Genomic DNA, 24,401 nt, shown 5'->3' with positions numbered 1-24,401 from the left:
TCATTCCTCTTCCATCAGCGCTGTGATCCGCCCGGATCGTTCCGCGGCCAACAGCGCTGCATAGTCCTTGGCATTCTGATCGGCATAGGCCACGGCAAACTTGCCGATGGCCTGGTCGAACGAATCCGTTTTCCCCAGATAACCGCTGATGAGCGCCGCATCCCCGGACTTGGCATGGGCACGGGCCAACGTCTGGCCGCACCATTCGGCGTAGCGCTTCAAGCGCGCCGCCGTAATGCCTTCGATGGGTGCCGACATTTTCATGTCGCGCAACTGGCGAACAAAAAAGTGCCGGCCATTCTGGCCGCGTGTCCAGCCCAGAAAAATGTCGCTTGAGGACTGCATCAACCGTTGCCCGGTGACCACGCGCTGTCCCTGATTATCGAATTCGCTCTTGCCCGCGTAAGGCGCCAGCACCGAAGGACAAGCCTCTTTGAATTGCAGAAGCAACGGATGGTTTTCCGCAGAGAAGAACAGACCGACAAAACAATAGGTCCCGACACTGCCGATCCCGACCGCTTTGACCGCAATGTCCTCAAGACGATAACGATCGAACAGCACACGCCGTTCATGGGGTAACGACAGTCGATAATCCTGCAGCGCCTCACGGGCGCGCTGCACAAAGTTCTGTTCATCCACGTGATAAAGAATCGGTGGCTGGTCGATCAATCGGCGACGCCCCGCCACTTCGCTGCTGATCTTGGGATAGAGGTAATCGCCGACTCGCAGCCGGGCCTTGGCCATCACTTGCTCGCGAAATTTTTTGACTTCGGCGTTGGGCGCCATGTCGATGATTGTCTGGGCATCCAGGCGTTCATACCAGACCTCCAGCGGGCTCAACTTGGACAACTTGCGCAGGCGTTCGCGGTAAGCACGCACGCATTCCATGGCGGTGGCCGCTGCCGCTTTGTCGCTGATCCGGTTGTCCCGCGCCGCCACCACAAAACTGATCGCCAGGCGTTTTACATCCCATTCCCAAGGCGCGGGCAGGGTTTCGTCGAAGTCATTGATGTCAAAAATCAGATTGCGCTCGGGCGTGGCGAACAACCCGAAATTCAACAGGTGACAGTCGCCGCAGGCCTGCACCTCGATCCCTGTGGTTGGCGTCTTGGCCAGGTCGTGGGCCATCAACCCCGCCGAGCCGCGCAAAAAAGTGAATGGGCTGCGCAACATGCGCCCGTAACGCACGGGAACCAGATTGGGCAGCCGATAACGGTTGGACTCTTCCAGCAGATCAATCGGATCGCGGTGTTTTCGTGGCGGTTTCCAGGTGGCGTGCAGCGAGTGCGGCACGCTCTCGCGTAATCGCTCACCCGCACTCATGCGCTCCTTGCGCGAACGAAAGACCGCTTCCTCGATGGCGACGGCGGATTTGCGGGTCTTAGCCTTGGCAGGCTTGCTTTTACGCGGGGTCATGTCCACTCCCTCGCCCAATGAAACCGACTCGCCTGGGCACGCGGAAACAAACGGGTTACCGAAGTCGTTACAAGCGTAGCAGCTCTGATTTGAAGTGGATGACGATGCGCAGCGGCCTCATTGTCGGGCCGCTGTGCAATTCACTGCTCGGCTACTCGGGCGGATCAATCTGATCCAGCACCCGATTCGCCGTGATCTCCGCCAGCATCACACTATTGGAAATGCCCAGCAGCGCATTGCGCGATTCACCGTCGAGATGATCGACCAATTGATGGACCATCACATCGACTGAGGCCAGGGTCTCGACTAAATAAACGGCCAGGGTTTCGAGCGTCACCTCAGGGTCGACGGTGAAGAGGGTGCTGACGGTGCGCGGTGTGGCTTTGATATCGGCGGTTGAGGGGAAGTGAAAGTCGAGGGCGCGTTCGGCGGCTTCGTTGAGCTTTTTTGAATCGGGTTCGTACGGGGATGCCGGATCGGTTTCCGGCGGGTTTGGCGTTACCTTGAACATAGATGCTCCCTTGTTAAGAAGGGCCGCAACCATCTCGCTACTAAACGATAGGGTGGCAGCTGTGCGCAAGTTAGTAGACCGGCAAGGGAAAGCAAAAACCGGCGCGTCCGAGGACGCCATGCGCACAGCTACCATCAAGCGCAGACAGATACCTGATTGATGATGCTCATGCGACCGCTATACCTTGGCCGGGCTACTAAACCCGATCACTGATGGGCAGTGACGCGAACCAAGTTACCGATGGCCCTCAAGGCACACAAGCCGGCGGATTCTGGCGTACGCGTAGGCAATGGCGCAAGGTCTTGTAGCTTGCATGAAGTTTCCTTCAGTGCTTTTAAACAAGGGCTCTTCGGCGATGTTTAATGAGCACGCCAAGCTTTGGAAACAGGCGGAATACGGCCAAAAGCAGACGGTCAGCGCAAGGCCACTACTGACCGAGGCTTTGTAAAAACGTTTTTGAGCGCGACAGATACTCAAAATCGGACTGGAAATCGTTCTTCTACCCAAAACCCACATCTGATGACGTGTCGATAAATTTCAGATTTAACGTAGACGCGCATACTTCAATTTTGGCGGAGCGTTTTTACATACTCTGGGCCGAAAGCAGATTCCGAACTGCTCGTTTGGATGGGATAAACGTGTTTTGACACTCCCCCGACTTCCGGGGCTTTTAGCGCTTGCGTAGGCGTTTGGACATCATATTGGTTTCCGTATCCGTTGCGTTTTGCTTAAGATACGTTTCATAAACGACCCAGCCTTGCTGGTGTGTTTGGGACTAGGGAAAGAGGTTTTCGTGCGTATATTTTATGTTGGCCAAGACGCTGAAAAGCGCCAAGCACTCCTAAAACGAAAAGGAGATCTAATACTCCTCGGCTTTGATAGGTGGGATGATTACGACTACAAAACCTCTTTTCCCGTGCAGTGCCGTATTGAAGGCGAAGATGTTCACTTAGGCGCCATCAAGATCCTGTTCAGCGAAGAGAAAGTCTCCTATCAATTTCTAGACAAATTGGTGGCTGAGGGATGGGACGGCGAGTTCCCAGTTCCGGGCATAATCTACATCTCAGTACCCGCTAACACGACCTTCTACGAAAAAATTGATGGATGCCTTGATAGTGCCTCCACTTTTGAAGTTGCTCGTCTTCTAAATGATGCAAGCTTGAAGCGGTGGATTGACGAAGACCCAGATAGCCTTGTATTGATCGAATCCGATGGCTTCCGGTATTCGCTGCTACGTGAACGCGGAGCACAAACGGCTTATCACAGTGTCTGGAAGCTTCTCAGTGCAGCCAGCATAAATGTGGGAGATTTGCAATTTCGATTTCTCGACCCTCTGGGAGGGAAACAGAAATTGAACTTGGATTTTGACTCTGAAGGCAGACTACTACCACATGATATTCATGTATTAATTGGACCTAATGGCGTTGGAAAATCTCAAACGCTAATGCAGATTGTCGAGCACTGGTTGGACTTGAGCATTGAAAGTGATGAGGATGTTGGATTCAGCGATTCACCTAATATCAATCAAGTGGTTGTTGTTTCATACAGCCCGTTTGAACGCTTTCCAATTGATAGCGAAAATAGCGTAAAACAGTCTGGAAAACGACAAGATCATGACATCTACCGCTACTTTGGGCTACGCGGGTGGCAATCTGTCTTCGATGAAGCAGGAGCGGGCCAAAAAAAAATACGTCTCTCGCAAAGCCGACCAAAGATTAACGCTTCTCGCTCATTACTGGCTTGCCTAGTGGATGACAAAACCTTTGGTGTGATAAAAGATTGGTCGGCCAAGGTTAAAACAATGGAAAGAGTACTCAATACCGCCATTGATTTCGACTATGCAGCAGTTGCTGTAGATTCTGATGTTAACTTGGCAACCCTATTCCAATATGGTCAGTTGTTATTTGATGATGAAAGCAATAAAAATAACGATTTTGTTATCAAGCTCCCGGAAAAGGAGAGCAAAGAAAACGGCAGCAGTTTAACTCTTGTACCAATTGCAGCCGATCGTATTGATGAACTAAATTCAGAAGTGCTCGCCACATCCATGTTAGCCAGCAAAGGCATTTACTTTATAAAAAATGGGAAAGTCGTGGAGTTAAGCTCGGGACAGAGGCTATTCTCCTATGTGGTCATAAATATTTTAGGCGCGATTCGCCGAAATAGTTTGATCCTCATTGATGAGCCTGAGTTATTCTTGCATCCAACTCTAGAAATCGCTTTCATTTCAATGCTTAAAGATGTACTCAAAAGCTATCGTTCAAAAGCTTTGCTTGCTACTCACTCCCTAGTGACCGTTAGGGAACTGCCTCGAAGCTGCGTGCATGTATTTGAAAAAGAAGAGGGGGAATTGTTCGTCAACCATCCACCTTTCGAAACTTTTGGGGGGGATATACAACGAATTTCTTCATACGTTTTTGGCGACAAGTCGGTATCGAAGCCGTTCGAAGCATGGATACGCCAACAAATTCAAGAATTTGGTACGGCCGAGAGTCTCATCGAAGCATTAGGTGATGATATCAACGAAGAAATGATAATTCAGATCAGCGCTATGGGAGCGGGAAAATGGTAACTCGCCTTCCGCGCCCAGTTGTTGATGATGTTGAACTTGTGCACCAAGTCGTAGATCAGCGGCAACGCGGTCGTAACGGCGGTTTTTTTGAACGAATCAGGACCCCTTGGAAGCAGCGAATACGAGACTATATTCAAGCTTGTGGCAATCCAGAAACTGTAACTCCGTGGGCACAGGCTGTGAGATTTAAGACTCGATTCTTGACGCTTTACAATAGCCCTCAAAATAATTCAGTGCAAAAGCCGATATTGGAAAGACTGAGGGAGCGTACATTACAAATGTGCCCTGCGTGCGGTGAGGATGGCACACCAAACACTTTAGATCACTATTTGCCTAAAAACGAATTCCCAGATTTTTCTGTAACAGCGCTCAATTTATTTCCGATGTGCGATACATGCCAAGGAAAAAAGCTCGAGCAGGTACTAAATGAAGAAGGAGAACGCATATTTCTCCACCCTTACTTCGATGACTTTCTTGATCAGCAAGTGTTGCAGCTTAGTATTGGGCAACCGTACTCGGCTCCGAAATCCATGGAAGTTAGTGCCAGCGAAAACTTGACTCCGCAATTTCAGTCATTAGTTGAGCGGCATATAGAAAGCCTTGAAATAAATAAGCGGTATTACCATTTTTTCCGCGAAAAATATACACATCTTCTTGGATCTGCCGCCGATATTCGAGAGGCGGAGCTTGACATGCGCCAACAACTGACATTATTTCGAAATAGTGCGCGTCGAAAGTCAGTGAACTCTTGGGGATACATTTTTTACGAGAGCGTCTTGGCAAATGAAGAATTAATTTCTCACTTGGAAAATTCCGACCTACCTGCGCTTGAATCATGGGCTAGAGCGCTGGCGAACGAAGAAGCTTTATAATTAACATGCAACTTTGCAACGCTAAAATAGCGTTGATTTGTCATGTGTAAAACTGACTCTAGATTTAGTCGAGGTGATGATCTGCATTTGGTTTCAGGTATTCGCTGTCGAACGTGCGCTTTGGGCAGGTAGTCGCCTTTCGGCTGACCATCCGCTTTTGGCCAATTTCTGCCTGTCGCCACCATCAGCTCTTGGTCGTTCTCTCCAGTCATGACCACAAAAAGCCCCCCACACCATCATTAAGGAAAATGAATGCCCCTCATCTCACAACGCGTAGAACTGGCCCGTAACGGCGCCAACGACAAAGTCATCTGCCGAATGGCCTCCGGTTGGGCAGTAATGGGCGATGTGCAATTCCTGCCGGGTTACTGCCTGCTGCTGCCCGACCCGGTCGTTGCCAGCCTGAACGATCTGGATGCCGAGGCCCGATCCACTTATCTGCTCGACATGGCCCGGATCGGCGACGCCGTTCTACAGGCGACCGGCGCCCTGCGCATGAACTATGAAATTCTGGGCAATACTGAGCCGGAACTGCACTGCCACATCTTTCCCCGCTATGCCTCCGAGCCTGAGCAAAATCGCAAGATGCCCGTATGGTTTTACGACTGGAAAACTGCAATCGCTTACTCAGAAGAAACCCACGGGGATCTGCGTAAAAAAATCGCTGTTTTGCTGAATGGCTAAAGCGGATCAGCTCGAGTGACCTGAAGCAGGTCCGCTTGGCGACGTCTAAGCTGTTGCGATTGAACCTTGTCCGCCAAGGAGCTTTCCATGAGCGCCTCGCTGTCCAAGCTCGATGCCGCCCTGCCCGGTTTGACCCGCAAGATCCGCGTGCTGGATGCCTTGGCCTGGCCGGATGGCATCGAGGAAGATTTCCTGGCGAAATGGCGCGGTGGGCGTGCGCAGTTGCCAAAAGTCGAGCTTCACTCCCGCGACCACAGTGCCGATATCGCCGCCCTGGAGGACTTTGTCGAGCGCTGCGATCCGGGCCATCCGGCCAGTAACTATCTGGCCATGACTGCCCGCAGCTATGCCACCGCCGGACGCATGCTCGGGTCCATTGGCACGCCCGCGTTTACTCAATATTCATCCGCGCTGTACCGGCGCCCGGATTTCTATTACACCAACCAGAAACTGAGCATGCTGGACGCCGCGCATTTCTTCCTCAAGACCACCGACGCCCTGCTGGGTGGTGCGCGGATTCCTCCGACCCAGGCCGATATTCCGGCCGAGGCTTTTGCCGACTGGATACGACCGGAACTGGACCGGTTTTTCGGCGCGGGGCGGATCACGGTGATACTCGATTCGACCCTTGCCGCCAAAGCCATCGCCGGGGCGAGTCGTATCCGCCTGCGGGCCAGTGCGTTGTTCTCGGAGCTGGACAAGAATCAGTTGTTGCAGCATGAGGCCTTCGTGCATGTCGCCACCGCACAAAACGGTGCGCTGCAACCCAACCTCAAAAGCCTCGGTTTGGGAGCGCCACGCACAACCCAGACTCAGGAAGGCATTGCCACGCTGGCCGAGTTGTTCACCGGCAGCATGGACATCAACCGCCTGCGGCGCCTCGCCTTGCGTGTGCTGGCGGTCCAGCAAGCGCTGGATGGCGCCGACTTCATCCAGGTGTTCGAAGGTTTTCTGGCGGGTGGACAGTCGCAAGAAGAGTCCTTCCGCTCAACCCAACGGGTGTTCCGGGGTACCGACCTGCGAGGCGGATCGGCGTTTACCAAAGATGCCGCTTACCTGACCGGATTGCTCGGTGTGCATACCTTGTTGCGCATTGCGATCCGCGATAACCGGCCGGACCTGGTCGGCCATTTGTTTGCCGGGCGCCTGAGCCTGGGCGACACGGTACGCCTGGCGCCACTGTTCGAATCCGGCTGGCTCAAGGGCCCGACCTACCTTCCCGCCTGGGCCTCTGATCTGCGCCTGCTCGCCGCCAACCTGGCCTTCTCTGCCTTCATCGCCCGGATCAATCTGGATGCGCTTGACCTGCAGGTGTTCATGGACTTTGCAGACGAGCATGAAAGCGATGCCAGCGCCCAGTGAAACGCTTATACGGCGGACATCGACGCCCGTGAGGGGATCAGCGTTTCTATCAGCGCGGCGACTGCCTTCGCCCCATAGCAGCGGAATTTAACGCTGCCGGCACGGGTGTCCAAACGGACGATTTTGGTGATGAACCCACCTTCGACGCTGACCTTGCGGATCATTGAGTGCGGGAGTTCGATATCGAGGGTTCCCTCCTGGACGGCACGATTCAGCGCATTGGCGCTCAAGCGCACCACACGCGGGGTAATCACCAGCCCTCCGCCAACCCACAACCCGCCATGTATTTCCTTGAAGGTCTCCAGCACGTCGCCCAACACGTCCACATCGCCACTCCCGACGACGTCGTAGACATCACTCACGGTGTGGTAGTCCACCTCGGCATCGGCCACCAGAAAATTCACCAGTTTCCACTTCAAAACTTCTTCGGCCATCTCCGTATCTCCCTTTCCATGTTCATGATTTGAGTTGCTGTCCTACGGTTATCAGTCTCGACAACCCAGTCGATCAGACAAGCTACCATCAAGTTTGAAATAGATGGCCTATGCGACTATTTTTTTACTTCGCAATTAATCAAAAGCGATGATGAAAACGGGAGTCACGCTATGCGAGCCTGCAAAGCAATATGGATGCGCCGGCCGAACGTCAGCACACGCAGTCATCTGACATGAACGATAAAAAAGACCTCATCAGCCTCGATGAAGACATCTGCGTTCATGTGTTTACCGCGTCAGCCGCGATGGTGGGCGTGTGCATTACGGTGATCGGGATCTTCCAGGTCGTTTCAACACTGAGAAGTGCAGACTCGATGGGCGATGACTTTCTTGCGGTGAACGCCATCCTGTATTTGATCACGACCATACTTTCGTACTGGTCGTTGCGTACCAGAAAAGTGGCCCGCAATCATTTTCTGGAAAAGTTGATCGACATTCTTTTTCTTACCGCGCTGACTTGTACGACCGGGATCGCAGCCTTTATCACGTGGGCGATTACCTTCAAATAAAATCTTGGCTGGAAGTCCGGATTTGACCCCGGACTTCCAGCTCTATCGTCTTGCTGCTTTACAGACCGGGCAACACATCCGCCGGCACGATTGCCCCGCCCTTCATCACCACGGGAAGGGTTTCAAGCACTGAAATGTCAGCAATCGGATCACCGTCGACGGCGATCAAATCGGCGAAGCGACCCGCACTCACGGCGCCTACATCCGCCTGCCAATTGAGCAGGTCAGCCGCCACGACGGTCGCGGACTGAATCGCCTGCATGGGCGTCATGCCGTACTTCACCATGTACGCGAACTGTTTTGCGTTGGTGCCAATCGGATAAACCCCGGCGTCCGTGCCATAGGCAATTTTCACCCCGGCCTTGACCGCTTTGCGAAATGCCTGACGCTGTACGTCGGTGGTTTCGGTGTTTTTGCGCAAGTAACTTTCGGGCCAGTTTTCCTTGCGGCCGACTTTATCGATGTAGTCGCCGTTGTAGATATCCATCACCAAATAGGTGCCGTTGTCCTTCGCCATTTTGATGCCTTCATCGTCCAGTAGCGACGCATGTTCAACGGACCTGACGCCTGCGCGAATGGCGGCTTTGATCCCTTCTGCACCATGTGCGTGGACCGTGGCATAGCTTTTATGAACCTTGGCTTCCTGGACGACGGCGCGCATTTCTTCTTCGGTCATTTCCATTTGGCCGGGTTCGGTGCCTTCGGCCAAAACCGATCCGGTGCCCATCATCTTGATGGTGTCTACGCCATGCTGGAACAGGTAGCGGGTCTTGAGTTTGGCGTCATTGGCATCGCGGTAAACACCCACGCGCATATCGGCCGGGATCTCCACACCCGGCGCAAATCCCGTCACCTCGCCGCCACCACCGGCAACGGTGATGTACGCACCCACGACATTCATTCGAGGCCCCAGCACGCGGTTTTCGTTGATCGCATCACGCAGCGCGACGTCGGTGAACGCGCGATAGGTGCCCAGGTCGTGCACCGTGGTAAAACCTGCGCGCAAGGTTTGATAGGCATGTTTGGCCCCCATCAGCGCGACGTCTTGCGGCGAATGCAGGAGCGGCTCAGCCACGTTGTTGGTCATGTCCCAATCGGAGATATGCGTGTGCATGTCGATCAGCCCCGGCAACACGGTCCTGGATGACCAATCAATCACTTTGCTGTCGGCCGGCGGCGCACTCCACGGTTCCACGGCAACGATGCGTTCACCCTCGATCTTGATGCGTTGATCGTTCAGCACCTTGCCTTTCTCGACATCCACCAGACGGCCCGCATGGACATACACGGTATCGGCGTGCGCGGACAACGCCATGCAAGAAAGTGTGACCGCCAAGGCGATGCACTTGACCGGAAAGTTCTTCATGTGAAACCTCTTGTTTTTATTGGATTGGGATGTGCACATCAAAAAAGATCGAACGGGTATTCGGTAATTATTCGAAGTTGCTTAACGCTGTCCCCGGTAAATGATTGGTCGGCATAGCGCACGCGTACCGACAGGTTTTTCAGGGCACCGCTTTCCACGACGGTCTTCAGGTCGATGTCTCGTTCGATCTGTTTGTCCGAATGGGCGAAGTAGGCGTACAGGCCTTCCGGATCGACTTTTTCATTATCGATATCGAACCCGTAGACATATCGAAAGCTGAGCGTTGTATGTAAGTAGCCTGTACTGCCAAAGTCATACGCATAACCGAGGCCTACCGACTGCTCACCCGGCCCGTTGAAGTCGCCATATTGCGAAGAGTTGGCCAGGTAGATGGAGTCCATGTAAGTGCCATCTGACGCCATCAGATAATCGAACGGCTGGCTGCCATGGATTTTTTGATAAGACAGCGTGAAGGTGTGTGGACCGATTCCGTATGAGGGCGCCAACGACCAGGCCGTGACGTTTATCGCACCAGCATTGGCATTCCCTTCATCAAGTGAGCGATACAGATTGAAGTCGAAACTCAGCGATTGCTCTTCCGTGAGCGCGAAGCTGTAGTTCGCATTCACGTAGTACTGGCGCCATAAATCCTCTGCACGGGAGGCATAAAACGCGACGCTACCCTCATCGACTGGCTGATACGTCAAACCGGCGTAGTCCACGTTGCCGGCGTCTACTCCGGCGTATCCGGCCATGAAACCACCATCGTGGCCGGTGCTTGTATAACCCCTGGATGAATAGAAGTGCCCGACATCAATGCTGACCTTGTCAATGTCATCACTTAACAACTGGATGCCTCTTGTGGTCATCGGCATCAAACGCAAGTCTGGCGTTGCGAAGACCGGATTGTAAGGACGCAGGTCGCCATACTTGAGCACCGTATTCGACCATTTCATCTTCACCGCCGCATTGGCGGTAGACGACTCTGTTCTTTCCCCATCGCCATCGGCGGGAAACATGCCCGTGCCCACCGTACCGCGCCCACCATCCAGTTTGTAAGCGGTATAGGCACTTGCATCGATGCCGAAGCCGATTTCGCCTTGGGTGAACCCGGACTTGTAGTCCATCAGGAAACCCTGCCCCCATCCGATTGAATCCGGATAGTCGGACAGTGAGTTGCGGTTGAAATACATATTGCGTGCAAGGATCGTCGCGGCCCCACCCTCGACAAAACCTTCCTGGGTTTCGTCAGCCTGCGCTTGCAGTGAACTTGCGGACATTGAAAAAACGAACAGGCCAAACAGTGAGCGCTTCTTCATTAAAGGCCTCAAGGCTTTGATTGTTATTATTTTATGAAAACGCGGGTACGACGTATTTTTCAGGTCCCGAAGACTGAAAATGTATTGGCGTTACTTGGGAATTTTTAGAGCAAACAGTTGATGAGGCCGGCCCGTTCAAGGCTGGCCTCCTGACAGCCTTAATCCGCTTTGAAGCAATAGGCGGCCAATTTGTTGCCGTCCAGATCGCGGGCATATGCGGCATAGGCGTTCGGTGCCCAGCCACGCGGCCCAGGCAGACCTTCACAGGTACCGCCAGCGGCCAACGCTGCGGCGTGGAAAGCGTCGATGGCGGCACGCGTCGGCGCCTCGAAGCTGACGGTCACACCATTGCCGACGCTGGCGGGTGCCCCGTCAGCCGGTTTCAGAACGAAGAAGGCCGGTGCATCCTCGCCCCAGATAGAACCGTTTTCACCGAGATCCGCTAGACGTTTATGGCCAATTTCGCCCAGTACGTTGTCGTAGAAGTTGCGGGCTTTGCTCAAGTCATTGGTGCCGACGGTAACGTGGGTAAACACACTCATTTAATGGCTCTCTTTTGTAAGAACGAGGTGAGTTGGCGTTGCTGTTTCGCCTAAGAATGTGCCCCGGACATTTGAAAGAACAGTGATGTATCTGCATTAATCCTATGTGAGGAGCGCATAGAAACTTCAGCCGCCCTAAAAAACAAAACGCCCGATGCAATGCATCGGGCGTCAGGGTGAAACGAACGTAAACGGGTTCAGGACCCGACAGCTATCAACTGGACAAGGCAGCCACTTTGGCCCGCGCCGCGTGCAGCTTTTTGTAGCTGTCGATCAAACGCAGATGACGATCGAGCCCTTCCAGCTTCATGCTCGTCGGCGTCAGGCCATGGAAGCGCACGCTGCCGTTCACCGAGCCGATCGCTGCGTCGATCCGCTCGCTGCCGAACATCCGGCGGAAATTGGCCTCGTAGTCTTCCAGCTCCAGGTCTTCGTCCAGTTCCATCTCCAGCACCGCATTCACAGCCTGGTAGAACAAGCCGCGCTCGACCGTGTTGTCGTTGTACTGCAGGAACATTTCCACCGCTTCTTTCGCCTCTTCGAATTGCTGCAAGGCGAGATAGATCAGCAGTTTCAATTCCAGGATCGTCAACTGACCCCAAGCGGTGTTGTCGTCAAATTCGATGCCGATCAACGTGGTGATGTCGGTGTAGTCGTCCAGCTCACTTTCGACCAGACGCTCTACCAGGCTCTTCAGTTCGGCTTCGTCCAGGCTATGCAGATTCAGGATGTCGGCGCGGAAGAACAACGCCTTGTTGGTGTTATCCCAGATCAGATCGTCGACCGGATAGATCTCCGAATAATCCGGCACCAGGATGCGGCAGGCCGTTGCGCCGATGTGTTCATACACCGCCATGTAGGCTTCTTTGCCCATGCCTTCGAGAATGCCGAACAGCGTCGCGGCTTCTTCGGTATTGGAGATTTCACCCTGGCCGGAGAAGTCCCACTCGACGAATTCGTAATCCGATTTGGCACTGAAGAAGCGCCACGACACCACGCCGCTGGAGTCGATGAAGTGCTCGACGAAGTTGTTCGGCTCGGTCACCGCATGGCCTTCAAAAGTAGGCTGCGGCAGATCGTTCAAGCCTTCGAAGCTGCGGCCTTGCAGCAACTCCGTGAGGCTGCGTTCCAGTGCCACTTCAAGACTTGGGTGCGCGCCGAACGAGGCGAACACACCGCCGGTACGCGGGTTCATCAACGTGACGCACATCACCGGGAATTCGCCGCCAAGCGACGCATCCTTCACCAGCACCGGAAAGCCCTGCTCTTCCAGCGCCTGAATGCCGGCCAGAATCCCCGGGTACTTCGCCAGCACCTCGGCCGGTACATCCGGCAGGGCAAATTCGCCTTCGATGATTTCGCGCTTGACCGCGCGTTCGAAGATTTCCGACAGGCACTGCACCTGAGCTTCGGCCAGCGTATTACCGGCACTCATGCCGTTGCTGAGGTACAGGTTTTCGATCAGGTTGGACGGGAAGTACACCACCTCACCATCCGACTGGCGCACAAACGGCAGCGAAACAATGCCGCGATCTTCATTGCCGGAGTTGGTGTCGTACAGATGCGAGCCGCGCAACTCGCCGTCGCGGTTGTAAATTTTCAGGCAGTACTCATCGAGAATCTCGGCAGGCAGCGCATCTTTAGGGCCCGGCTGGAACCAGCGCTCGTTCGGGTAATGCACGAACGGTGCATTGGCGAGTTCTTCACCCCAGAACTGATCGTTGTAGAAGAAGTTGCAATTCAGTCGCTCGATGAATTCGCCCAGCGCCGACGCCAGCGCGCCTTCCTTGGTTGCACCCTTGCCGTTGGTAAAACACATCGGCGAGTGCGCATCGCGGATATGCAGCGACCACACGTTAGGCACGATATTGCGCCACGAAGCGATTTCAATCTTCATGCCCAGGCCGGCCAGAATGCCCGACATATTGGCGATGGTTTGCTCCAGCGGCAGGTCCTTGCCGGCGATATAGGTGCCGGCCTCTGACATGGAAGCAGGCATCAGCAACGCCTGGGCATCGGCGTCGAGGTTTTCCACCTCTTCGATCACGAACTCAGGCCCGGCCTGCACCACTTTTTTCACGGTGCAGCGGTCGATGGAACGCAAGATGCCCTGGCGATCCTTGTCGGAAATATCCGCTGGCAACTCGACCTGAATCTTGAAAATCTGGTTGTAGCGGTTTTCCGGGTCAACAATGTTGTTCTGCGACAGGCGGATATTCTCGGTGGGAATATTGCGCGTCTGGCAGTACAACTTCACAAAGTAAGCCGCGCACAACGCCGACGAAGCCAGGAAGTAATCGAACGGACCCGGTGCCGAACCATCGCCCTTGTAGCGAATCGGTTGGTCGGCCACCACCGTGAAGTCGTCGAACTTGGCTTCAAGTCGAAGGTTGTCGAGAAAATTGACCTTGATTTCCATGCGGGATTACCAGAATAACGAGCTAAACGAATGGCGGCCATTATCCGGCTTTTCAGCCGCAAGTCTTGTGCTTTTCGGCAATGACCTCCGACCGGTCCTATGCTTTCCTTCAAACATCAGCGCTGGACATCGACATGCCGACCCTCGAATCCACCCTCTTGCAAAGCTGGCATGACAACGCCCACAACTGGATCGAAGCCGTGCGCAGCGGCAGCATCGAAAGCCGCCGCCAGGTCACCGACCAGGCTGTCCTGCTGGCGGTGCTGAGTCGTCAGCCCGAGCGCGTGCTCGACCTGGGTTGTGGTGAGGGCTGGCTATTGCGTGCTCTGGCCGACCGGGGCATTCATGCGGTGGGTGTGGATGGCGATGCGACGCTGGTCGAGGCGGCGGAGACGACAGGCACTTCGCCGGTGCATCTGGCGAGTTATGAAGAATTGGTGGAGGCGAAAGTGGACATCGGCCGCGATTACGACGTGATCTGCGCCAACTTCGCCCTGTTGCACCAGGACATCATCCCCCTGCTCGCCGCCATGCACGCCCTGCTCGTCCCCGGCGGCGCGCTGGTGATCCAGACGCTGCATCCGTGGGCCGCAGCAGCCGGCGATTATCAGGATGGCTGGCGGGAAGAGACCTTCGCCGGGTTCAAGGGCCGGTGGCAACCGATGCCGTGGTATTTGCGCACCTTGTCCAGTTGGTTCACTGCGCTGGACATGGCCGGTTTTCAGCTGACCGGCCTGCGCGAGCCGCAGCACCCGCAAAGTCCGCTGCCGCAGTCGTTGCTGCTGGTGGCCGAGCGACGCAGCTAAGTATCAGTTGCCGCGCTCCGGCAGCATGCCCTTGAGTACGTCGTCCTTTTCAACGAAGTGATGCTTGAGCGCAACCAGCACATGACCGCCGATCAAGGCGCCACAAACCCAGGCTGTATAGGTGTGAATCGCCTTGGCCAGGTCGTACAGGCTCTGATCAGGATCGACCAGCGGTGGCAGTGCGAACAACGCCGCCACCATGATCGGTTTATCCGCGACCGAACTCCAATACCAGCCCGACAGCGGCAATCCGATCAACGCCACGGCGTAAAGCAGCAGGTGCCCGACATACGCGCCGCGCTTCATCATGGGGCTCATCGAATCCGGTAGCGCCGGCGCCGGATGACTCAACCGCCAGGCGATACGCGCGACGATGAGAAACAGCAACGTGCTGGCCATCGCCTTGTGCAGGAAGGTCAGTTCATGGTGAGCGTTGAATTCATCGCGCCAATGCGTCGCCACGATACCAATGACCCAGGCGGCTACCCAGATCAGCGCCATGCCCCAATGCAGCCACTTTGCGGTGCCGGTGTAGTTTCCTTCCTTCGCCATCGCGAATTGCCTCTGAGCATTGATAGTGGCGAAATTATCGTGGCGTTGCGTCATCAAAAAAACAGCGAATTGTTGGTTAATCAGATCGAGTTATTCGATGGGACTTAAATGATTAAACCGGAAACATTCTGAATTTAATGATACGTCGACCTGAGCAGGTTCAGTGATGTAGCTGACAGCTTCTGGAGCTAACTGACGGATGGGCTATCCTGCCGACTCGCTTTCCATTCCAAGGGCCATCCATGCTGATTTCACTCATCTCGAACGGCCAGTCGCTGACGCCCGATGAACCGCCGATCATGGTCCCTTGGTGGAGCTTCACCAAAACAGTCCTGGCCGCGACCGCCCTGACGCTGGTGCGCGATGGTCGGGTCGGGCTGGACGACCCGCTCCCCGATCAACCTTTTACCTTGCGCCAACTGCTGCGGCATGAGGCGGGGCTCGCCGATTATGGCGAACTGGCGCCCTATCACGCCGCCGTCGCCAACCATGAATCCGCCTGGTCGGCGGAGGAAATGATGCAACGTCTGGAAGGCACCCGGCTTCGATACAGTCCCGGAACGGCTTGGGGCTACTCGAACGTTGGCTACATGCTCATCGCCCGGTTGATTGAACAGGTCACGGAGCTAACGATTGAAGAGGCCGTCAGTCAACGTGCGTTGACACCCTTGGGCCTGTCGAATGTTCGCTTCGCCGCTAGCCATGTGGACTTGGCCGACACTTGCCCGAACTATGACCCCGCGTGGGTCTATCACGGTTTGCTGATCGGCCCCGTTTCGCAGGCGGCGCTGTTCCTCGATCGATTGCTCGCCGGGCATCTTCTGCCCCTGCCATTGCTTGAGCAAATGCAGACGGTGCGGATCTTGGGCGGTCCGATTGCCGGTCGCCCTTGGGTTGTCCCGGGTTATGGACTGGGTGTGATGCAGGGCGAAATCGAGGGCGGTTTGACTACTTGCGGGCACACCGGCGGCGGGCCCGGTAGCGTTATCGCGGTTTATCGTTGCTGCGATGGCGAAACCTCGGCGTGTTGCGCGGTGTTTGAGCAAGGCGTAGAGCAAGGCGTTGTCGAAGCGCAGTGCGTGCGGCAGTTGATGCAAGCGCTACGACAAGCTGTTTGAGCGGCTGCGCGCCCTACTCCTCAACGCGCCCGGTTCCCTCACGATCATGCTCGTAGTGTCTGGCGAGCGGAAACGCCGGTAGCCACGATTCGCGACGTACGGTCCAGCTTTCGTAGGTGGGTTTGAGTTGATCCGGGGCATCCAGCGAGCCCAGGTTCACTTCGATTTCGTCGTCACTGCGGGCAAACACCGACGAGCCGCAGCGGGGGCAGAAAAAGCGCCCGCCGTAGTCGCGGGTTTCACCCTCGATCATCACGGCGTCCTGAGGGAATATCGCCGAGGCGTAAAAAAGCGCGCCGTGATGTTTGCGGCAGTCGAGGCAGTGGCAGAGCCCGACTCGATAGGGAAGTCCCGAGGCCACGATGCGAACGTTGCCGCACAGGCAACCGCCGGTAAATCGGTCCATGCTGCGTCTCCTCTACAAGCAAGCGGTGGGTGCTTGTAAAAGTAGCAGCTCAATCAGGACCGACCCGACCATTGGTCCTCGATAAAAAAGCTTTGCCTCACGCCACCTGCATCAACTTCGCATAGGCCTGCAAATGATGATCGTCGTCGCCAAACTGACGCGCGACCATCAGCAAATGCTTGGCATGGTGCGACAGCATGTACTCCCAGGTCAGGCCGATGCCGCCGTGCAACTGGATGCCCTGGTCTGCGACAAAACGACTGGCGCGACTGACGATGAACTTGGCCGCTGCCAGAATACGGCTGCGTTCTTCACTGTCGGCCTGATCGGCGACACACGCGGCGAGCAGGGTCATGGAGGTCGCCTGATCCAGCTCGATGCGCATATCGACCATGCGGTGCTGCAACACCTGGAACTTGCCGATCGGCTGGCCGAACTGTTGGCGCGTCTTCAGGTAATCGAGGGTCAACGCGCACGCCGCTTCCATGCTGCCAACGGCTTCGGCGCATTGTGCGGCGATACAGCGGCCCTGCTGATAACGCAGCGCCGGCAAGGCATTGCCCAGTTCCCCGAGCACCGCATCGCTTTTGACGAACACGTCTTCAAGGTAAAGCTCGCAGGCCTTGCGCCCGTCCATGGTCTCGAAAATGTGCCGACGTACACCGCTGGTCTGCGGATCGACCAGGAACAGACTGATGCCCTTCTCGTCCCGAACCCCGTGGCTGGTGCGCGCCGACACCAGGACCAGCCCGGCGCTTTGCCCGCCGATGATCACCGACTTGCGACCATTGAGTTTCCAGCCGCCAGCGACCGGCTCGGCGACGGTCTGAACGTCGTGCAACTGGTAGTGACTCTGCGGCTCATCAAGGGCGACGGCCAGTTGCAGGCTTGCGCTGCCGACTTGCGGCAACAACCGGTCTTTCTGGGCGCTGCTGCCCAATTGGGCGATCAGGCCACCGGCGAAAATCACCGAGTGCAGATAAGGTTCAAGGCACAGGCCCCGGCCCAGTTCGGTCATGATCAGCATGTTCTCCACGCCGCTGCCGCCGTATCCGCCATAGACTTCGGCAAAGGGCACGGCGCACAGGCCTAGCTCACCCAGTTGCTGCATGAACGGGGTGCTGAAACCGTGTGGGCTCTGGCGGTATTGCTCGCGATGCTCGAAACCGTAGACGTCACGCACCAGGCGCGCGGCGGTGTCCTGCAGCATCAATTGCTCTTCTGTCAGTTTGAAATCCATGATCGTGGCGCCTTACAGTTCGAGGATCATTTTCGCGATGATGTTCTTCTGGATTTCGTTGGCCCCGCCGTAAATCGAGGCTTTGCGCGCATCCAGATACTGGTAGGTGGCCGCGCTGCTGTAGTCGGTATAGAGCAACGGCTCGCCGCCATAACCGAGTTCATCCTCAAGGAACGGCAAGGCATACGGCCCCACCGCTTTGCTGATCAGGTAGGTGATGGCCTGCCGGATCTCGGTGCCCTTGATCTTCAGGAACGAACTTTCGGCACCGGGTACGTCACCGTTTTGAGTGGCGGCCAGGGTGCGCAGGTTGCTCATCTCGGCGGCCATCAACTGCATCTCGACTTCAGCGATCTGCGTGCGAAACAGCGGGTCTTCGATCAAGGGTTTGCCGTCACGCACTTCCTGACTGGCAATGCGCTTGAGACGGCTGAGCAACGCCTTGTTCTGGGCAATGCCGCCGATGCTGGTGCGTTCGTGGGTCAGCAGGTATTTGGCGCAGGTCCAGCCTTCGTTTTCCTGCCCGACCAGATTGGCCACCGGCACCCTCACGTTGTCGAAGAACACTTCGTTGACTTCGTGTTCGCCGTCGAGGGTGATGATTGGGCGCACGGTGATGCCCGGGGTTTTCATGTCGATCAGCAAAAAGGAAATGCCGCGCTGCTGACGGGCCTCGGGGTCGGTGCGCACCAGGCAGAACATCCAGTCGGCAAAGTGCGCCAGGGTGGTCCAGGTTTTCTGGCCGTTGACCACGTAGTGATCGCCCTCACGCACCGCGCGGGTTTTCAACGACGACAAATCGGAGCCCGCACCGGGTTCGGAGTAACCCTGGCACCACCAGTCTTCGCACGAAAGAATTCGCGGCAGAAAGTGCGCTTTCTGCTCTGCTGTGCCGAACTTGATGATCACCGGTGCGACCATTTTCAAACCGAACGACACCACTTTCGGCGCACCCGCCGCAAAGCATTCTTCATCGAAAATATGTTTCTGCACGGCACTCCAGCCAGTGCCGCCGAACTCCTGCGGCCAGCCCGGCGCCAGCCAGCCTTGGCGGTCGAGGATCTGCATCCATTGCACCTGATGCTCTTTGCTCAGGCGTTTGCCCAGCGAGATGCGCTCGGACAATTCGCTTGGCAGATTGTCACGCAGAAAGGCCCGGACATCCTCGCGAAAGGCTTGTTCGTGCACTGAGAATTCAATGTCCATCCAATCACTCCAAAAGCATTGGAACAAACCACAACCCCCTGTGGGAGCGGGCTTGCTCGCGAAGACGGTGGGTCAGTCACCATAGATGTTGCCCGACATGACGCCTTCGCGAGCAAGCCCGCTCCCACAGGGTAATTGCGGTGTTTATTCGAAAACGATCACCGAACGCGCCAGCTCACCGCGACGCAATTCATCGAACGCTTCGTTGATCTGGTCGAGGCGGATGCGTTGGGAAATCATCTCGTCGAGCTTGAGCTTGCCGGCCATGTAGAAATCCACCAGGCGCGGCATGTCGACCGGGAAGCGGTTGGAGCCCATCAGCGAACCCTGGATGCGTCGTTCGTGCAGCAATTGCAGCGGGTCCAGTTCGATTTTCAGGCCCGGCTTGAGCATGCCGATCACCGTGGCGGTGCCGCCGCGAGCCAGCATGGCGAACGCCTGCTCGGCGGTCTGCTTGAGGCCGATGCACTCGAAGGAGTGATGCACGCCGCCGCGCGTCAACTCCAAAACCTGTTTGGCCGCATCGCCATCGCGGCCGTTGATCACATCGGTGGCACCGAACTGTTTGGCCAGTTCCAATTTAGAGTCGAGCATGTCGATGGCGATGATCCGCCCTGCCCCGGCCAGCGCCGCGCCGTTGATCGCGGCCAGGCCGATACCGCCGCAGCCGATCACGGCCACGGTCTCGCCCGGACGTACCTTGGCGGTATTGAACACCGCGCCAGTGCCAGTGGTGACGGCGCAACCGAGCAAAGCGGCGCGGTCCAGCGGCATGTCACGGCGGATCGCCACGCAGGCGTTTTCATGCACCAACATCTGCTCGGCAAACCCGGACAGGTTGACGAATTGCGGGATCGGCTTTTGCACGTAAGTCAGGCGCGACTCTTCATCCTTGCCGCGCTTGGTTTCCGGCGACACGCAGCGCGCCAGATGACCGGTCACGCAGTGGTCGCAATGGCCACAGAACACGGTCAGGCACGTGACTACATGATCGCCGGGCTTGACCGAGCGCACTTCGGAACCGACCTGTTCGACCACACCGGCCGCCTCGTGGCCCAGCACCAGCGGCCCCGGATACGGAAACGAACCATCGATCACGTGCAGATCGGAATGGCAGACACCCACCGCTTTGGTACGGATCAACACTTCACGCGGGCCCGGTTTGCTGATGCCCACTTCTTCAATGACCAGTGGGGCTCCAACCTGATGGAATACGGCAGCTTTCATGGCAGTTCTCTCAAGAATAGTGTGGGGTTCAGGCCGGGTTGGCCGCTGTGCGCAACACCGCTTTGGCGTGGCTGAACGTGCGGAAACCGTCGATGCCGTGGTAGGCGCCCATGCCGCTCTGGCCGACGCCGCCGAACGGCAGGCCTTCGGTGCTGGCATGGCTCAACACGCCATTGAGGGTCACGCCGCCCGAGCAGGTACGCGTGAGGACCAGTGCCTCTTCTGCGGCGTCGTTGCCGAAGTAATACAGCGCCAGCGGCCGTGGCCGGGCGTTGATCCGGGCGATCACTTCGCTGATGTCGTCGTAAGGAATGATCGGCAGCAGCGGGCCGAAGATCTCGTCCTGCATCACCTGCAAGTCATCACCGGGATTGCGCAGCAGGGTCGGCACGATTTTGTTGCGCGCGCCCTCGCTGAAATCTTCAGCGGCGGCGTTCAGCTCGATCAGTTCCACACCGGCCTCGCGCGCCTCGTTCAGGTAACCCTGCAAACGTTCGTGGTGGCGAGCATTGATGATCGAGGTGTATTCGGGGTTGTCCTTGAGCGTCGGGAAGAACTTTGCGACCACCGCTTTGGCCACGCCGATGAACGCATCCACCGACTCTCGCGGAACGAACACATAGTCGGGGGCCACGCACAACTGGCCGGCGTTGAGCAGTTTGCCGATGACCACCTTGGCCACCGCGTCCTTGAAATCAGCGGTGCGGGAAATAATCGTCGGCGACTTGCCGCCCAGTTCCAGGGTCACCGGCACCAGGTTTTCCGCCGCCGCGCGCAGCACGTGTTTGCCGATGCTGGTGGCGCCGGTGAACAGCAGATGATCGAACGGCAGGCCGCAGAAGGTCTGGCCGACCTCTGCCCCGCCAAGCACCACCGCCACTTGCTCTTCGGCGTAGACCGAGCGGATCAGCCGCGCGATCAGTGCCGAGGTCTGCGGGGTGAATTCCGACGGCTTGATCATCACCCGGTTGCCGGCCGCCAAAGCACCGGCCAAACCGCTGAACACCATGTAGCCCGGCACGTTCCAGGCAGTGACGATGCCCACCACGCCCAACGGCTGATATTGCACCCAGGCGTCACCGGTGCGAGCCTGGCGTTTTTCCGGGCGCATCCATTCGGCCAGCTCGGCCTTGGTCTGCTTGAGTGTCGCCAACGGCGACAGCACCTCGCTGCCCTTGGAGAAACCGGGGCTGCGATGGCCAAAATCGGCGGTCAGGGCATCGATGATTTCCTGCTCATGCTTGACCAACAAGCCGATCGCCCGATCGAGCAACTCGCAACGTTCTTCGAGGCTGTAGGGTTCGCGAGCCAGGAAGGCCGCCCGCTGTTTTTCCAGGATCGTGCGGATGTCGGTACCCGGCGAACTCTCGATGGCGCTCATCACTACCTCTCTTGTTTTTGTCAGGACGCGGCCGCACTCAGGCAGCCATGCGTGGGGTCTGGCTGCATGGTTGATCATCACTGGCGCGGCGCCGCCACCCGGATCAGGTGGGTGGCGGCAGACAGCGGACATTCAAGCGAGGATGCCCATCGCCTTAGCGCTGTTGATGGCCTGGGTACGGCGGCAGGCGCCGAGCTTGACGTTGATGTTCTTGGCGTGGGTCTTGACGGTGTTTTCCGAGATGAACAGCCGGCTGCCGACCTCCCGCACCGACATGCCTTCGGCCAGCAACTTGAGCACCGACACCTCGCGGGGCGTCAGGTCATCCTGATAATCCGGCACGACGCTCAAGCGGGTCGGCGCCGGTTGTTCGCGTTGCGCAATCCGGGCTTTTTGCGCAGCGATCGGCGCCTCGTAACAAGCGCTGTCGATCTTGCCCCAATGCATGCGCCGCTCGGCTTCGTACAGCATCAGGTGCGCCTTCTCCGGTTGCTGATTGCGCGAGGCAATCTCGGACAACAACAGGTAACCATTGAGTACAAACGGCGCGCAGCAATCGCGCACCTGTATCAACCCGGCCTGCGCGACCTGCTCGGCTTCGCCGATATGGCCCTGTTGCAACAGCAATTCGCCGTGCTGGAACAGTAACCGACCGAGCAATGGATACGGCTGAGCCCGGTTGCCGTTCAAGCGTTTGAGCTCGGTGCGCAACAGCGCTTGCGCCTGGTTAAAATCGCCCTGAAGCATCATCAACCGCGCCCGGTCCGTGTTGACCAGCACTTCCGATTCATGACTGCCCTGACGCCGGGCGAGCTCCAGCGAAGACTGCAGCAGCGTCTGCGCCTCGGACAGATCCGCAGTCTGCATGGCGATGCGCGCCAGGATGCACTGGCACAACAACACCGACAGCCAGTCCTGCGTGGTCAGGTCTTCAAGGGCGGCGCGACAGTGCAGGCGCGCCGTTTCAGTATTGCCGCGCAAGGCGTGCAAGGTACCGAAGAGACCCTGCCAGTTGGCCAGCAGGCGCCGGTTTCGCTGCGGATCGGGGAGCGGCAAAAAGTGCCCGAGACGTTGCAGGCACGCTTCGGCTTCATCCAGTCGACCACTGAACAACAAGGCCTTGGCGCACAGGTAAATCAAACGCGGACTGCTTTGCAGCAATTGCGGTTCGATGCGTTCACGCCAGTCCATGAGCTTGTTCAGGTGCCGTTCGCCGAGAATCCAGCTGAGCCACAAACGCTCCATGTAGTTGGCGGCGACTTCCGGCTGATCGGCGCACAGGGCTTGCTCGACGGCATCATCGACATGCCCCAGCACACTGAGCAACTGACAGGCGCGCAGGCGCAAGCGGTTCAGTGATGTACCGCTCAATTGCCCTTGCAGTGTTTGCGCCACCGCAGGCAACAGGCGGAACCAGCCGGGTTGATGATCGACCGGGACCAGAAAGGCCTGGCACTCCAGCAGACTGTTGAACACCCGACCGGCCCGCTGCCCCTCCCAGAGTTGCTCGCAAAGCTCAGCGCTGGCCTTGGACAAATGCGCGAGGCCGAACAGGACCTCCAGCTGTGCTTCGCTCAAGCGCGACAACAGTTCCCGGTCGAGGTATTGGCCGAGCAATGACGGCCGCGCATTGCCCAATGCCGACGGCAATAGCAGGCGAACACCAGCGCACCAGCCACCGGTTTCGTGCCACAGTCGTACGCGCAAAGCCGTGTCGGTTTGCGCTGCCAGCCCATTGATCAGCGCTTCGAACTCATCAGGCCGCAGGGCCAGTTGCCGGGCGTCCAGTTCCAGCAACTGACCGTTGAGCATCAGGCGCGGCAGGTTCCAGTCGGGGCGTTGGCGGCAGGTGACCAGTATGTGCAGATGGGGGTTTTGCAGGGACAGGAGTTGGTCGAACCAGTGGTTCAGATCAGTGGGCAACTCGGCTGGCAGGTCGTCGAAAACAAGGCGAACCTTTAGGGTTTCAGCGCTTGCAAGGGCCTCATCGCGAGCAGGCTCATTCCTACAGTTGACCGCGTTCCCCTGTAGGAGCGAGCCTGCTCGCGATGGCGGTGCTTCAGTCACCACATTTCCTGAATCGAGAAACGCCAGCACGGCATCCGCCGCCACCCCAAGCGCATTTGCCAACGCGGCATTCAGACTTTCCAGCGTCTGCCCCCGCCCACCCAACCTCAGCCACACCACCTGCCCGGATTGCTCCAACCCTTGCAGATATTCATCCACCAACGCGGTTTTCCCGTAACCGGCCGGTGCACAAAGCAGTTGCAAGCGGCGCTGCTCGCGCTTGAGTAGATCGCTCAGATGCGGCCGTGGCACAAACATGACGGACCTCGCGGGTGAAGAGAGGATTCCATCATTGAGCCAGGCGACTGAACAGGCGCCACCCGCATCAGGTG

21 protein-coding genes are annotated in these 24,401 nt (G+C 57.0%); 7 read left to right on the top strand and 14 right to left on the bottom strand.

What is annotated here, in order from left to right; genetic code table 11:
• Entirely contained in the window at positions 1–1,173 is a 1,173-nt protein-coding gene (locus tag V6Z53_RS14600) for a DUF2252 domain-containing protein (protein WP_338586494.1), read from the bottom strand.
• Between the two features lie 394 nt (positions 1,174–1,567).
• Positions 1,568–1,927, bottom strand: coding sequence for a hypothetical protein (locus tag V6Z53_RS14595; protein ID WP_338586229.1), 360 nt, complete (start codon positions 1,925–1,927; stop codon positions 1,568–1,570).
• A gap of 793 nt (positions 1,928–2,720) precedes the next feature.
• On the opposite strand from V6Z53_RS14595, the gene V6Z53_RS14590 reads away from it, so the two are divergent.
• From V6Z53_RS14590 to V6Z53_RS14575, 4 genes are all read left to right on the top strand, one after another.
• Positions 2,721–4,499, top strand: a complete 1,779-nt coding sequence (locus V6Z53_RS14590) for an ATP-binding protein (protein WP_338586228.1) — start codon at positions 2,721–2,723, stop codon at positions 4,497–4,499.
• A complete protein-coding gene (locus V6Z53_RS14585) occupies positions 4,493–5,371 on the top strand; it encodes a hypothetical protein (RefSeq protein ID WP_338586227.1) in 879 nt (292 codons plus the stop codon). The genes V6Z53_RS14590 and V6Z53_RS14585 overlap by 7 nt, the downstream gene beginning before the upstream one ends.
• A 252-nt stretch (positions 5,372–5,623) precedes the next feature.
• Positions 5,624–6,055, top strand: coding sequence for an HIT domain-containing protein (locus tag V6Z53_RS14580; protein WP_338586226.1), 432 nt, complete (start codon positions 5,624–5,626; stop codon positions 6,053–6,055).
• Between the two features lie 87 nt (positions 6,056–6,142).
• Positions 6,143–7,417: a flavohemoglobin expression-modulating QEGLA motif protein gene (locus tag V6Z53_RS14575; RefSeq protein ID WP_338586225.1), complete on the top strand. Its 1,275-nt coding sequence runs from the start codon at positions 6,143–6,145 to the stop codon at positions 7,415–7,417.
• A gap of 5 nt (positions 7,418–7,422) precedes the next feature.
• On the opposite strand, the gene V6Z53_RS14570 is transcribed toward V6Z53_RS14575, so the two are convergent.
• Positions 7,423–7,851: a hypothetical protein gene (locus V6Z53_RS14570; protein WP_338586223.1), complete on the bottom strand. Its 429-nt coding sequence runs from the start codon at positions 7,849–7,851 to the stop codon at positions 7,423–7,425.
• A gap of 233 nt (positions 7,852–8,084) precedes the next feature.
• On the opposite strand from V6Z53_RS14570, the gene V6Z53_RS14565 reads away from it, so the two are divergent.
• Positions 8,085–8,420: a hypothetical protein gene (locus V6Z53_RS14565; RefSeq protein ID WP_338586222.1), complete on the top strand. Its 336-nt coding sequence runs from the start codon at positions 8,085–8,087 to the stop codon at positions 8,418–8,420.
• A gap of 58 nt (positions 8,421–8,478) precedes the next feature.
• On the opposite strand, the gene V6Z53_RS14560 is transcribed toward V6Z53_RS14565, so the two are convergent.
• From V6Z53_RS14560 to V6Z53_RS14545, 4 genes are all read right to left on the bottom strand, one after another.
• On the bottom strand, positions 8,479–9,786 hold the full coding sequence (locus V6Z53_RS14560; protein WP_338586220.1) for an amidohydrolase family protein: 1,308 nt from the start codon (positions 9,784–9,786) through the stop codon (positions 8,479–8,481).
• A 38-nt stretch (positions 9,787–9,824) separates the two neighbouring features.
• Entirely contained in the window at positions 9,825–11,105 is a 1,281-nt protein-coding gene (locus V6Z53_RS14555) for an OprD family outer membrane porin (RefSeq protein ID WP_338586219.1), read from the bottom strand.
• A gap of 158 nt (positions 11,106–11,263) precedes the next feature.
• Positions 11,264–11,647 (bottom strand): VOC family protein, encoded by a 384-nt coding sequence (locus V6Z53_RS14550; protein WP_338586218.1) that lies wholly within the window; start codon positions 11,645–11,647, stop codon positions 11,264–11,266.
• 214 nt (positions 11,648–11,861) lie between these two features.
• On the bottom strand, positions 11,862–14,066 hold the full coding sequence (locus tag V6Z53_RS14545; RefSeq protein ID WP_338586217.1) for an OsmC domain/YcaO domain-containing protein: 2,205 nt from the start codon (positions 14,064–14,066) through the stop codon (positions 11,862–11,864).
• 134 nt (positions 14,067–14,200) lie between these two features.
• Between V6Z53_RS14545 and V6Z53_RS14540 the strand changes: the two genes are divergently transcribed.
• Positions 14,201–14,872 (top strand): class I SAM-dependent methyltransferase, encoded by a 672-nt coding sequence (locus tag V6Z53_RS14540; protein ID WP_338586216.1) that lies wholly within the window; start codon positions 14,201–14,203, stop codon positions 14,870–14,872.
• Between the two features lie 3 nt (positions 14,873–14,875).
• On the opposite strand, the gene V6Z53_RS14535 is transcribed toward V6Z53_RS14540, so the two are convergent.
• Positions 14,876–15,424 (bottom strand): cytochrome b, encoded by a 549-nt coding sequence (locus tag V6Z53_RS14535; protein WP_338586215.1) that lies wholly within the window; start codon positions 15,422–15,424, stop codon positions 14,876–14,878.
• Between the two features lie 242 nt (positions 15,425–15,666).
• Between V6Z53_RS14535 and V6Z53_RS14530 the strand changes: the two genes are divergently transcribed.
• Positions 15,667–16,542 carry a serine hydrolase domain-containing protein gene (locus tag V6Z53_RS14530; protein ID WP_338586214.1) on the top strand — a complete coding sequence of 292 codons (876 nt, stop codon included), beginning with the start codon at positions 15,667–15,669 and terminating at the stop codon, positions 16,540–16,542.
• Positions 16,543–16,555: 13 nt separating this feature from the next.
• On the opposite strand, the gene V6Z53_RS14525 is transcribed toward V6Z53_RS14530, so the two are convergent.
• The 6 genes from V6Z53_RS14525 to V6Z53_RS14500 form a co-directional block, all read right to left on the bottom strand.
• Positions 16,556–16,948, bottom strand: coding sequence for a GFA family protein (locus V6Z53_RS14525; RefSeq protein ID WP_338586213.1), 393 nt, complete (start codon positions 16,946–16,948; stop codon positions 16,556–16,558).
• Between the two features lie 97 nt (positions 16,949–17,045).
• Positions 17,046–18,188, bottom strand: coding sequence for an acyl-CoA dehydrogenase (locus V6Z53_RS14520; RefSeq protein ID WP_338586212.1), 1,143 nt, complete (start codon positions 18,186–18,188; stop codon positions 17,046–17,048).
• A gap of 12 nt (positions 18,189–18,200) precedes the next feature.
• Positions 18,201–19,394 carry an acyl-CoA dehydrogenase family protein gene (locus V6Z53_RS14515; RefSeq protein ID WP_338586211.1) on the bottom strand — a complete coding sequence of 398 codons (1,194 nt, stop codon included), beginning with the start codon at positions 19,392–19,394 and terminating at the stop codon, positions 18,201–18,203.
• 144 nt (positions 19,395–19,538) lie between these two features.
• Complete coding sequence (locus V6Z53_RS14510) at positions 19,539–20,621, bottom strand: Zn-dependent alcohol dehydrogenase (RefSeq protein ID WP_338586210.1); 1,083 nt, start codon at positions 20,619–20,621, stop codon at positions 19,539–19,541.
• Positions 20,622–20,649: 28 nt separating this feature from the next.
• Complete coding sequence (locus V6Z53_RS14505; RefSeq protein ID WP_338586209.1) at positions 20,650–22,002, bottom strand: coniferyl aldehyde dehydrogenase; 1,353 nt, start codon at positions 22,000–22,002, stop codon at positions 20,650–20,652.
• Between the two features lie 132 nt (positions 22,003–22,134).
• The gene (locus V6Z53_RS14500; RefSeq protein ID WP_338586208.1) at positions 22,135–24,327 is read right to left on the bottom strand and encodes a LuxR C-terminal-related transcriptional regulator; all 2,193 of its coding nucleotides are present in this window, start codon (positions 24,325–24,327) and stop codon (positions 22,135–22,137) included.
• Positions 24,328–24,401 lie beyond the last annotated feature (74 nt).

It is taken from the genome of Pseudomonas sp. MAG733B (assembly GCF_036884845.1).
Lineage (GTDB): Bacteria > Pseudomonadota > Gammaproteobacteria > Pseudomonadales > Pseudomonadaceae > Aquipseudomonas.
This window is presented reverse-complemented; position numbering and strand designations above follow the sequence as displayed.